Here is a 10,295-nt window from a genome sequence, read left to right on the forward strand (position 1 = left end):
TCATCTTCACCAGGAACCTCACCATGGCAGGCATCTCGACACACGTTCTCGACAGCTCCAGCGGTCGTCCCGCGGCGGGCGTCCGCATCGACTTCTCGGCCTTCGACGGCACCAGCTGGAAGCTCATCAAGACCATCACCACCAACAAGGACGGCCGCACCGATGCGCCCGTGCTGGCCCCCGCGGACGCCAAGGTCGGGCAGTACGAACTGCTGTTCTACGTCGGCGACTTCTTCCAGCGACCCGGTGCGAACCTGTCCGAGGCCCCGTTCCTCGACACCGTGCCGGTGCGCTTCTCGATCTTCGACGCGAAGCAGCACTACCACGTGCCGATGCTGTGCTCCGGCTGGAGTTGCTCGACGTATCGGGGGTCTTGAGGCGGCTCGGTCACCAGTTGGCTTCGCGCTCCGGTGTGGCCGTGATGTGGTGGATCGACAGGTCGGCGCCGTCGTATTCCTCTTCCTGCGACAGCCTCAAGCCCATCGTGCGCTTGAGCGCGCCGTAGACCACCGCCCCCGCCGTGAAGGCCCATACGACACCGATCACCACGCCGATGAACTGCGCCATCAGGCTGACGCCGCCGATCCCGCCCAGCGCCCGCTGGCCGAAGATGCCAGCCGCGATGCCGCCCCAGGTGCCGCACAGTCCGTGCAAGGGCCAGACGCCGAGCACGTCGTCGACCTTCCATTTGTTCTGCGTGAGGGTGAACATGTAGACGAAGATCGCGCCCGCCACGCCGCCGACAACGAGGGCGCCCAGCGGGTGCATCAGGTCGGAGCCGGCGCAGACCGCGACCAGCCCCGCCAACGGTCCGTTGTAGACGAAGCCCGGATCATTCTTGCCGAGCGCGAGCGCCACCAGCGTGCCGCCCACCATCGCCATCAGCGAGTTGACCGCCACCAGACCGGAGATCTTGTCGATGCTCTGCGCACTCATGACGTTGAAGCCGAACCAGCCCACGCACAGCACCCACGCGCCAAGGGCCAGGAAGGGGATGTTCGACGGTGGATGCGCACTGAGCGATCCGTCGCCGCGATACCGGTTGCGGCGCGCGCCCAGCAGCAAGACCGCCGGCAGCGCCAGCCATCCGCCCACCGCATGCACCACCACCGAGCCCGCGAAGTCGTGGAACGCGTGCCCGGTCGTTGATTCGATCCAGGCCTGGATGCCCAGCGCCTTGTTCCAGGCGATGCCTTCGTACAAGGGGTAGACGAGTCCGACGATGACCGCCGTCGCGATGAGCTGCGGCCAGAACTTCGCACGTTCCGCGATGCCGCCTGAAATGATGGCGGGGATCGCGGCGGCAAAGGTCAGGAGGAAGAAAAACTTCACCAGCTCATAGCCGTTTTGCTGCGCCAGTTCGTCGGCGCCGATAAAAAAGTGCGCTCCGTAGGCCACCCCATAGCCGACAAGAAAATAGACGACCGTCGACACCGAAAAATCGACCAGGATCTTCACCAGCGCATTGACCTGGTTCTTCTTGCGGACCGTCCCGAGCTCCAGAAAGGCAAATCCCGCGTGCATGGCCAGGACCATGATGGCGCCGAGAAGAATGAACAACGCGTCAGCGCCCCGATGTAGTGCATCCATGAAATGTTTCGTACCGATATTGCTTTTGAGTGGTGCATTGCCGACCTCCGATCGGCATTCGCAGGACGAAGAAAGCAATATTGGTGCCTATTTGGCTTACTCGTGGTGCGACAGTCGCACTTTGGTGCGCACTGGACCTGAGCCAGGGACATTCGGACATCGGTGGGGCGGAATCGCGCACGCAAAGGACGAGCATGGCGAAGTCCGTTCGGGGCACCCGCGGAACCGGCTTTGCCAGGCCGCCGGTTGCGCCCGCTCGAGGGGGCTCGAGGGGGAGGGGCGCAGGCGCTTCTGGGATGTTTCATCCCAGGTGAGAGTCGATAATCTTTTTCACCCGGCCTTCTGGGGGATGGGCTCCCATGGCGGATGTTCGAGAACCCTATTCGATTGTTTTGAACTCTTTCAGCTTCGACCTTTCCACCTTCGACGCAGCCATCGTCGACCTCGACGGCACGATGGTCGATACGATCGGCGACTTCGTTGTTGCGCTCAATCTCATGCTCGACGACCTGTCGCTATCGCACGTCACCGCCAAGGACGTCGAATCCATGGTCGGAAAGGGTTCAGAGCACCTGATCCGCTCGACCTTGTGCCACGTGCGCGGCAGCGATGCCGACGAAGCCCTGTGCGACGCGGCCTGGCGGCACTACACGCGCCACTATCTCGCCATCAACGGCCAGCACTCGGCTGTCTATCCGGGGGTGGTCGAAGGCCTGGAGGCCATGCGCGCAAAAGGCATCCGACTGGCATGCCTCACCAACAAGCCGAACGACTTCGCCAAGCCGCTGCTCGCGGCCAAGGGACTCGACGGCTACTTCGAATTCGTATTCGGCGGCGACGCCTTCGAGCGCAAGAAGCCCGATCCGCTGCCCTTGCTGAAAACCTGCGAGGCACTCGGCACCTCACCCGCGCGAACGCTCATGGTCGGCGACTCCAGCAACGACGCGCAGGCCGCCCGGGCGGCCGGTTGCCCGGTCGTCCTCGTCACCTACGGCTACAACCACGGCGAGCCAATCAAGTACGTCGATGCCGACGCCTTCGTCGACAGCCTGGCCGAACTCAGGTCGGCTTGCCCAGAAGAGCGTCCTTGAGTTTCCAGTCGGCCGGGTTCGGGCCGAGCCAGATTCGCAGCAAGGCGTTGAAGAACGCCTGTTCCTTGATGGATTCGCCCTGCACCGCGCCCTTGACGGTGATCACCGTGCCTGTGCCGGGCACCCAGTCGACCGTGAAGGTATCGCCGGCCTTCAACTGCTTCTGGTCGGCGAACAGCTGGCCCATGCGCAGCAGGCCGGGCACGAGTTGGCCGAACTCGTTGCGCGGCGAGTTGTCCTCGACGCCGCGGAGGAACAGCTTGCCGAATTCGTTGGCGTCGATGTCGCGCAGCAGGGTGATCGTCAGGCGCTTGGGGCCCGCGGCGGCGAGCACCTCCTCGGTGGTTCCCACCTTGTTTCCGAGGTAGAGCCCGGCCGTGTAGACCTTCAGGATGGTCTTGTAGCGAATGCCCGCGCCGTTGAGTTGCAGCTTGCTGCCGCGCAGTTCGATGCCGTCGTCCAGCTTGACGCCCGCCACGTCGATGGCGGCGGCCGAAGCGCCCAGGGCGCCGAGCGAAGCCAATGCGATCAGCGCCGAACGAAGTGATCGCCGGATGGCAGTCTGGAACATGGATCTCCTTTGGGTGCGAACGAACGAGAGCCTGAATGTATCTTTTTGTACGCGCATTCTCGCTCGGCTAAACTCGCCGCTCCATGTTCATTCATCACGTCATCCAGACAGGTCAAGGCAGCCGGGGAGCCTGGCCCTGGCGTCGCCCGTCGTCGCTGTCTCGTTGATTGCACGGCGCACGCCGTGCGCCCGCGGCGCCTGATCAGTATTCCTGGACTCAGGGCCATCCATGAATGACAACGCCGCCGGCCACCGAAGCGCCGGCCGGCAGACGGAGGACATCCCGTGATCACCGAACTCGAATTCAAAAGCCTCAGCGCCCAGGGTTACAACCGCATCCCGCTGATGATCGAGGCCTTTGCCGACCTCGAAACCCCGCTCTCGCTCTATCTCAAGCTGGCACACACCAAGGACGGCGGCAAGTTCAGCTTCCTGCTCGAATCCGTCGTCGGCGGCGAGCGCTTCGGCCGCTACAGCTTCATCGGCCTGCCGGCCCGCACGCTGATCCGCGCCAGCGGCTTCGGCGCCGAGGCCCGCACCGAGGTCGTCACCGACGGCCAGGTCGTCGAAACGGCCACCGGCAACCCGCTCGACTTCATCGAGGCCTACCAGCGCCGCTTCAAGGTCGCGCTGCGCCCCGGCCTGCCGCGCTTCTGCGGCGGACTGGCCGGCTACTTCGGCTACGACGCGGTCCGCTACATCGAGAAGAAGCTCGAGAAAACCTGCCCGCCCGACACGCTCGGCTGCCCCGACATCATGTTGCTGCAGTGCGAGGAACTGGCCGTTATCGACAACCTCTCCGGCAAGCTCTACCTGATCGTCTACGCCGACCCGACGCGGCCCGAGGCCTATGCCAACGCCAAGCGCCGCCTGCGCGAACTGCGCGAACAGCTCAAGTATTCGGTGGCAGCGCCGCAAGTCAGGCCGAGCCAGCCGCACCCGCCCGAGCGTTCTTTCGCCAAGGCCGACTATCTGGGCGCAGTCGAACGCGCCAAGGATCTCATTGCCGGCGGCGACTTCATGCAGGTGCAGGTCGGCCAACGCATCAGCAAGCGCTACACCGAGTCGCCGTTGTCGCTGTACCGCGCGTTGCGTTCGATGAACCCGTCGCCCTACATGTTCTTCTACAACATGGGCGAATTCCACGTCGTCGCGGCTTCGCCCGAGATCCTGGTGCGGCAGGAGAACATGCCCGACGGCGAGCAGAAGGTGACGATCCGGCCGCTCGCCGGCACGCGCCCGCGCGGCGCGTCGATCGAACTCGACAAGGCGGCGGAACTCGAGCTCATCAACGACCCGAAGGAGCGTGCCGAGCACGTCATGCTCATCGACCTGGCGCGCAACGACATCGGCCGCATCGCGAAGATCGGCACGGTGAAAGTCACCGAAGCCTTCGCTGTCGAGCGCTACAGCCATGTGATGCACATCGTGAGCAACGTCGAGGGCACGCTGAAGGACGGCATGACCGCGATCGACGTGCTCAAGGCGACCTTCCCGGCAGGCACCTTGACCGGCGCGCCAAAGGTCCACGCCATGGAACTGATCGACGAACTGGAGCCGATCAAGCGCGGGATCTACGGCGGCGCCTGTGGCTACATCAGCTACGCAGGCGACATGGACGTGGCCATCACCATCCGCACCGGCATCATCAAGAACCAGGTGCTCCACGTGCAGGCGGCCGCGGGGGTCGTGGCCGATTCAGTACCCGAGCTTGAATGGAGAGAAACCGAGGCCAAGGCGCGAGCGCTGCTCAGGGCGGCCGAACTGGTCGAGGAGGGGCTGGAATGAGCACGCCCGACATCCAGAACGACTTCTCGCACGAGATCATCGGCGCCGCCGTCGAAGTGCAGCGTGTGCTCGGCACGGGCTTGAGCGAAAGCGCGTATGCCGCGGCGCTCGAAGTCGAACTCGCCGAGCGCGAGATCGGTTTCAAGCGCGACGTGCCGCTGTCGGCCAGCTACAAGGGCCGGCCCCTCGGCGAGGTGTACCGTGCCGGCTTCGTCGTCGAGCAATCGGTGATCGTAGAGATCAGGGCCGCCGATGTGCTGACCGACTTCCACCGTGCGCAAGTCATGGCCGCATTGCGGCTGTCGGGCCTCAAGCTGGGCCTGCTGATCAACTTCAACATCTTCCCCGTCGTCAAAGGCGTCCACAGGATCGTGAGCAAGCCATGAAAGTCTTGATGATCGACAACTACGATTCGTTCACCTTCAACATCGTCCAATACCTGGGCGAACTGGGTGCGGACGTCGAGGTGCAGCGCAATGACGAGATCAGCGTCGAACAGATCGGCGAGCGCATCCAGGCAGGTGTCGCGCGCCTGGTGATATCGCCCGGACCGTGCTCGCCAGCGGAGGCCGGCGTCTCGGTTCCGGCCATCAAGGCCTTCGCCGGCAAGTTGCCCATCCTTGGCGTATGCCTCGGCCATCAGGCCATCGGCGCGGCCTTTGGCGGCAGGATCGTTCGCGCCAAGCAACTCATGCACGGCAAGACCAGCGAGATCACAACCACGCAAGAGGGGGTTTTCGCCGGCCTGCCCGAGAAGTTCGTCGTCAACCGCTACCACTCCCTCTCGATCGAACGCGAGACTTGCCCGAAGTCGCTGGCCATCACCGCCTGGACCGACGACGGAGAGATCATGGGCGTGCGCCACACCGATTTCGCACAGGACGTGCGCATCGAGGGCGTGCAGTTCCATCCCGAATCGATCCTCACCGAGCATGGCCACGCGATGCTCAAGAACTTCCTGGACTGAGCATGTCAACCACCCCGGCCACCGTCGACCTTCGCAGCGACACCGTCACGCAACCCACGCCCGCGATGCGCGCCGCCATGGATGCGGCGCCGCTGGGCGATGACGTGTTCGGTACCGATCCGAGCGTCAACGCGCTGCAGGAAAAGATCGCCGCCATGCTCGGATTCGAAGCCGCGCTGTTCGTCCCCACCGGCACGCAGAGCAACCTCTGCGCGATCCTCTCGCACTGCGGCCGCGGCGACGAATACATCGTCGGCCAGATGGCCCATTGCTACCGCTGGGAAGGCGGCGGTGCGGCGGTGTTCGGCAGCGTGCAACCGCAGCCGCTCGACCATGCGCCCGACGGCTCGATTCCGCTTGCCCACATCGAAGCTGCGATCAAGCCCGACGACGCGCATTTCGCGCGGACGAAGATGCTCGCGCTGGAGAACACGCTCGGCGGCAAGCTGCTGCCGTTCGACTATGTCCAGGCCGCCACCGGCCTGGCGAAATCGAAGGGCTTGCAGCGCCACCTCGACGGCGCGCGCCTCTTCAATGCCGCCGTGGCGCAGGCCGCGAATACCGGCGGCGATGCGCGCGCAGAGGCCCGCCGTATCGCGCAGTGCTTCGACAGCGTTTCGGTGTGCTTCAGCAAGGGCCTCGGCGCGCCGATCGGATCGGCCTTGTGCGGTTCACGCGAGTTCATCTCGCGCGCGCACCGCATCCGCAAGATGGCCGGCGGCGGCATGCGCCAGGCCGGCCTGCTCGCAGCCGCGGCATCGCACGCGCTCGACCATCACATCGATCGCCTGTCGGAGGACCACGCGCTCGCCAAACGGCTTGCCGACGGCCTGGCCGGCATCGAAGGATTCGTCGTCGAGCCGCCCCAGACCAACATCGTCTTCGTCGACCTCGAAGGCGCAGCCAAGGCGCGCTCGGCCGAACTGCTCGCGCATCTCGCGGCCAACGGCATCCTGGCCACCGGCCTCTACAAGCTGCGCTTCGTCACGCACCTCGACGTCGATACAGCCGGCGTGGACCGCGCGCTCACCGTCGTCCGCCAATTCCTCAACACCTGAGAACCTGGGAAACAGACATGCCCATCACCCCGCAGGAAGCGCTCCAGCGCACCATCGAACATCGCGAGGTCTTCCACGACGAGATGCTGCACATCGTGCGGCTCATCATGAGCGGCGAATGCTCGCCCGTGATGATGGCCGCGCTGATCACGGGCTTGCGCGTCAAGAAGGAAACCATCGGCGAGATCACCGCCGCGGCGCAGGTCATGCGCGAGGTGTCGACCAAGGTGCCGGTGGCCGACACCACGAATCTTGTCGACATCGTCGGCACGGGTGGCGACGGCTCGCACACCTTCAACATCTCGACCTGCTCGATGTTCGTCGCGGCCGCGGCGGGCGCCAAGGTCAGCAAGCATGGCGGGCGCAGCGTGTCGAGCAAGTCGGGCAGCGCGGATGTGCTGGAACTGCTCGGTGTCGACATCAACCTCAAGCCGGAGCAGATCGCCAAATGCATCGCCGACGTCGGCATCGGCTTCATGTTCGCGCCGAACCACCATCCCGCCATGAAGAACGTCGCGCCGGTTCGCAAGGAACTCGGCATCAAGACCATCTTCAACATCCTCGGCCCGCTGACCAACCCGGCCGGCGCGCCGAACATCCTCATGGGCGTGTTCCATGCCGACCTGGTCGGCATCCAGGTGCGCGCGCTGCAGCGACTCGGCACCGAGCATGCGCTCGTGGTCTACGGCCGCGACGGCATGGACGAGATTTCGCTGGGTGCCGCCACGATGGTCGGCGAACTGCGCAACGGTGAGATCCGCGAATACGAGATGCACCCCGAAGACTTCGGCTTCGCGATGTCGAGCAACCGCGCCCTGCGCGTGGAGACGCCGGAGCAGTCGAAGGCCATGCTCATGGGCGTGCTCGACAACCAGCCCGGCGCGGCGCGCGACATCGTCCTGCTCAACGCGGGCGCGGCGCTGTATGCGGCGAACGTGGTCGACTCCGTGGCGGCGGGCGTCGACAAGGCGCGCGCGACGATCGAGTCCGGCGCGGCAAAGGCCAAGCTCACCGAATTCATCAAGGCCACGAAAGCGGCGGGAGCGAGCTGAACATGTCCGACATCCTCGACAAGATCGTCGCGGTCAAGCACCAGGAAGTGGCCGCCTTGAAGCAGCGCACGCCGCTGGATGCCATTCGCTTCGATGCCGAAAGCCGGGTGCTCACGCGGGACTTCGTGGGCGCGATGCGCGCCAAGATCGCGGCGGGCCACGCGGCGGTCATCGCGGAGGTCAAGAAAGCCAGCCCGAGCAAGGGCGTGATCCGCGCCGACTTCATCCCGGCGGACATCGCGCAGAGCTACGCCGAAGGCGACGGCTCCATCAGCGCGGCCTGCCTTTCGGTGCTGACCGACAAGCAGTTCTTCCAGGGCAGCAACGACTATCTCAAGCAGGCCCGCGCATCGTGCGAGTTGCCGGTGCTGCGCAAGGACTTCATGGTCGACGCGTGGCAGATCTACGAATCGCGCGCGATCGGCGCCGATGCCATCTTGCTGATCGCTGCCGTGCTCGACGACGCGCAGATGAAGGATTTCGAGGCCATCGCCGCAGGGCTCGGCATGGCGGTGCTGGTGGAGGTGCATGACGCCGCCGAACTCGAGCGCGCGCTCAGGCTCAAGACGCCGCTGGTCGGCGTCAACAACCGGAACCTGCGCAATTTCGAGGTCTCGATCCAGACCACGATCGACCTGCTGCCCAAGCTGCCGGCCGATCGCCTGCTGGTCACCGAGTCGGGCATCGCCACCCGAGACGACGTCGCCAGGCTGCGCGTCGCCGGCATCCATGCATTCCTGGTCGGCGAGACCTTCATGCGCGCCGACGAACCCGGCGACGCGCTCGCAGAACTTTTCCGCTGAGGCGTTTCGATGGCAGAAGCACGCACGGATCAACTGTCGAGCAACAACCCGGCCGATTGGCCCGTCGCGCCCGGCTGGCAGCCGCTGGTCGACGAGTTCTTCGGCAGCGCCGTCGGCCAGAAGCTGCTGGGTTTCCTGGGCGACCGCCTCGCGGACGGTGCCGTGATTTTTCCGCCGCAACCGCTGCGCGCGCTCCAACTTACCCCGCCCGAGCAGGTGCGCGTCGTGATCCTCGGCCAGGACCCGTACCACGGCCGGGGACAAGCCGAGGGACTGGCCTTCTCGGTCGCACCCGGCGTGGCCATTCCGCCGTCCCTGCGCAACATCTTCAAGGAGTTGTCGCGCGACCTCGGCACGCCGACGCCGAAATTCCCGAATCCGGGGGGAAGCCTCTCCGGATGGGCGAAAAAGGGCGTGTTGCTGCTCAACACCTGCCTGACCGTGGAAGAGGCGCAGCCGGCCAGCCACGCGGGCCGCGGCTGGGAGGTCCTGACCGACGCTGTCATCCGTCACGTCGCGCAGGGCGAGCGCTCTGTTGTTTTTATGCTCTGGGGCTCGCACGCGCAGAGCAAGCGGGCCCTGATCGACATGAAGTGCCACAAGGTGCTGATCGCCAACCACCCCTCGCCGCTTTCCGCGCTGCGCCCGCCGCTGCCCTTCATCGGATGCGGCCATTTCGGGCAGGCGCGGGCCTGGCGCGACGCGCAAGGAGCCGGTTCAGTGCAAAATATCGGGTAACAACATCGACGGCACGTATCAATCGTGCTATATTCCGAGGTTCGCCGGAGAGGTGGCCGAGTGGTTAATGGCAGCAGACTGTAAATCTGCCCTCTTACGAGTACGCTGGTTCGAATCCAGCCCTCTCCACCAGCGACGAAATGGACAGAAAGAGCGTTTGGAATTTGCCTGAATTTGGCTGAATTTGGGATTCGGGGGTGCTTGTTGAAGTGCCCCAGATGCGGGAGTAGTTCAATGGTAGAACCCCAGCCTTCCAAGCTGATGACGCGGGTTCGATTCCCGTCTCCCGCTCCAGTGGGTCCGTTTTCGTTGTTGGAAGCGATTGGTTTGCAAAAAAAGCCCTTTTGGCTCAGTGGTAGAGCACTCCCTTGGTAAGGGAGAGGTCGCGGGTCCGATTCCCGCAAAGGGCACCAAATTTCAGGGTGTGGCGCAGCGCCCACTCCCGGGTCGTGTTGATGGTTGGCGAGTTGTCACCGCGACGTCGCGACCCCATGTCAGTGTGTTGATCCAGTAATTTTCGGAGCGAAAAAATGGCAAAAGGCAAGTTCACCCGCACCAAGCCGCACGTCAACGTCGGCACGATCGGTCACGTCGACCATGGCAAGACCACGCTGACCGCTGCGATTGCCACGGTGTT

Annotated in this window: 12 protein-coding genes and 3 tRNA genes; 13 read left to right on the forward strand and 2 right to left on the reverse strand. The window is 64.7% G+C overall.

The genetic code is table 11. The features are described 5' to 3' along the window. Positions 1–23: 23 nt before the first annotated feature. Positions 24–377: a hydroxyisourate hydrolase gene (gene uraH / locus WKW80_RS22645; protein ID WP_340365827.1), complete on the forward strand. Its 354-nt coding sequence runs from the start codon at positions 24–26 to the stop codon at positions 375–377. Positions 378–387: 10 nt separating this feature from the next. Here uraH and WKW80_RS22650 read toward each other — a convergent pair whose 3' ends face one another. Beyond that, a complete protein-coding gene (locus WKW80_RS22650) occupies positions 388–1,590 on the reverse strand; it encodes an ammonium transporter (protein WP_340365828.1) in 1,203 nt (400 codons plus the stop codon). Positions 1,591–1,949: 359 nt separating this feature from the next. Between WKW80_RS22650 and WKW80_RS22655 the strand changes: the two genes are divergently transcribed. Continuing rightward, positions 1,950–2,681 (forward strand): phosphoglycolate phosphatase, encoded by a 732-nt coding sequence (locus tag WKW80_RS22655; protein ID WP_422822949.1) that lies wholly within the window; start codon positions 1,950–1,952, stop codon positions 2,679–2,681. Here WKW80_RS22655 and WKW80_RS22660 read toward each other — a convergent pair. Beyond that, positions 2,650–3,252, reverse strand: a complete 603-nt coding sequence (locus WKW80_RS22660; RefSeq protein ID WP_340365831.1) for a chalcone isomerase family protein — start codon at positions 3,250–3,252, stop codon at positions 2,650–2,652. The genes WKW80_RS22655 and WKW80_RS22660 overlap by 32 nt on opposite strands. A gap of 285 nt (positions 3,253–3,537) precedes the next feature. Here WKW80_RS22660 and trpE point away from each other — a divergent pair, with 285 nt between their 5' ends. The 11 genes from trpE to WKW80_RS22715 all read left to right on the forward strand — a co-directional run. Further along, positions 3,538–5,040 carry an anthranilate synthase component I gene (gene trpE, locus WKW80_RS22665; protein ID WP_340365832.1) on the forward strand — a complete coding sequence of 501 codons (1,503 nt, stop codon included), beginning with the start codon at positions 3,538–3,540 and terminating at the stop codon, positions 5,038–5,040. Then, positions 5,037–5,426 carry a GxxExxY protein gene (locus WKW80_RS22670; RefSeq protein WP_340365834.1) on the forward strand — a complete coding sequence of 130 codons (390 nt, stop codon included), beginning with the start codon at positions 5,037–5,039 and terminating at the stop codon, positions 5,424–5,426. Before trpE ends, WKW80_RS22670 begins: the two co-directional genes overlap by 4 nt. Then, positions 5,423–6,007, forward strand: coding sequence for an anthranilate synthase component II (locus WKW80_RS22675; RefSeq protein WP_340365835.1), 585 nt, complete (start codon positions 5,423–5,425; stop codon positions 6,005–6,007). Before WKW80_RS22670 ends, WKW80_RS22675 begins: the two co-directional genes overlap by 4 nt. Positions 6,008–6,009: 2 nt before the next feature. Continuing rightward, positions 6,010–7,065, forward strand: coding sequence for a low-specificity L-threonine aldolase (gene ltaE / locus WKW80_RS22680; protein WP_340365836.1), 1,056 nt, complete (start codon positions 6,010–6,012; stop codon positions 7,063–7,065). Between the two features lie 17 nt (positions 7,066–7,082). Further along, on the forward strand, positions 7,083–8,117 hold the full coding sequence (gene trpD, locus WKW80_RS22685) for an anthranilate phosphoribosyltransferase (RefSeq protein ID WP_340365837.1): 1,035 nt from the start codon (positions 7,083–7,085) through the stop codon (positions 8,115–8,117). A gap of 2 nt (positions 8,118–8,119) precedes the next feature. Beyond that, a complete protein-coding gene (gene trpC / locus WKW80_RS22690; protein ID WP_340365838.1) occupies positions 8,120–8,920 on the forward strand; it encodes an indole-3-glycerol phosphate synthase TrpC in 801 nt (266 codons plus the stop codon). A 9-nt stretch (positions 8,921–8,929) separates the two neighbouring features. Further along, positions 8,930–9,658, forward strand: coding sequence for a uracil-DNA glycosylase (locus WKW80_RS22695; RefSeq protein WP_340365839.1), 729 nt, complete (start codon positions 8,930–8,932; stop codon positions 9,656–9,658). 46 nt (positions 9,659–9,704) lie between these two features. After that, positions 9,705–9,790: transfer RNA gene (locus WKW80_RS22700), tRNA-Tyr, on the forward strand. An 88-nt stretch (positions 9,791–9,878) separates the two neighbouring features. Then, positions 9,879–9,952, forward strand: a tRNA-Gly gene (locus tag WKW80_RS22705). A gap of 44 nt (positions 9,953–9,996) precedes the next feature. After that, a tRNA-Thr gene (locus tag WKW80_RS22710) sits at positions 9,997–10,071 on the forward strand. A 117-nt stretch (positions 10,072–10,188) separates the two neighbouring features. Beyond that, on the forward strand, positions 10,189–10,295 hold a 107-nt coding region (locus WKW80_RS22715), incomplete at its 3' end, for a GTP-binding protein (protein ID WP_007829589.1).

It is taken from the genome of Variovorax humicola (assembly GCF_037889915.1).
In the GTDB taxonomy this organism is placed as follows: domain Bacteria; phylum Pseudomonadota; class Gammaproteobacteria; order Burkholderiales; family Burkholderiaceae_C; genus Variovorax; species Variovorax humicola.

What these genes read in the sequence shown, in the direction of transcription:
- WKW80_RS22695 (WP_340365839.1), top strand. Translation starts at nt 8,930, where the DNA reads ATGGCAGAAGCACGCACGGATCAACTGTCGAGCAACAACCCGGCCGAT.
- trpC (WP_340365838.1), top strand. Translation starts at nt 8,120, where the DNA reads ATGTCCGACATCCTCGACAAGATCGTCGCGGTCAAGCACCAGGAAGTG.
- WKW80_RS22660 (WP_340365831.1), bottom strand. Translation starts at nt 3,252, where the DNA reads ATGTTCCAGACTGCCATCCGGCGATCACTTCGTTCGGCGCTGATCGCA.
- ltaE (WP_340365836.1), top strand. Translation starts at nt 6,010, where the DNA reads ATGTCAACCACCCCGGCCACCGTCGACCTTCGCAGCGACACCGTCACG.
- WKW80_RS22655 (WP_422822949.1), top strand. Translation starts at nt 1,950, where the DNA reads ATGGCGGATGTTCGAGAACCCTATTCGATTGTTTTGAACTCTTTCAGC.
- trpD (WP_340365837.1), top strand. Translation starts at nt 7,083, where the DNA reads ATGCCCATCACCCCGCAGGAAGCGCTCCAGCGCACCATCGAACATCGC.
- WKW80_RS22650 (WP_340365828.1), bottom strand. Translation starts at nt 1,590, where the DNA reads ATGGATGCACTACATCGGGGCGCTGACGCGTTGTTCATTCTTCTCGGC.
- WKW80_RS22670 (WP_340365834.1), top strand. Translation starts at nt 5,037, where the DNA reads ATGAGCACGCCCGACATCCAGAACGACTTCTCGCACGAGATCATCGGC.
- uraH (WP_340365827.1), top strand. Translation starts at nt 24, where the DNA reads ATGGCAGGCATCTCGACACACGTTCTCGACAGCTCCAGCGGTCGTCCC.
- WKW80_RS22675 (WP_340365835.1), top strand. Translation starts at nt 5,423, where the DNA reads ATGAAAGTCTTGATGATCGACAACTACGATTCGTTCACCTTCAACATC.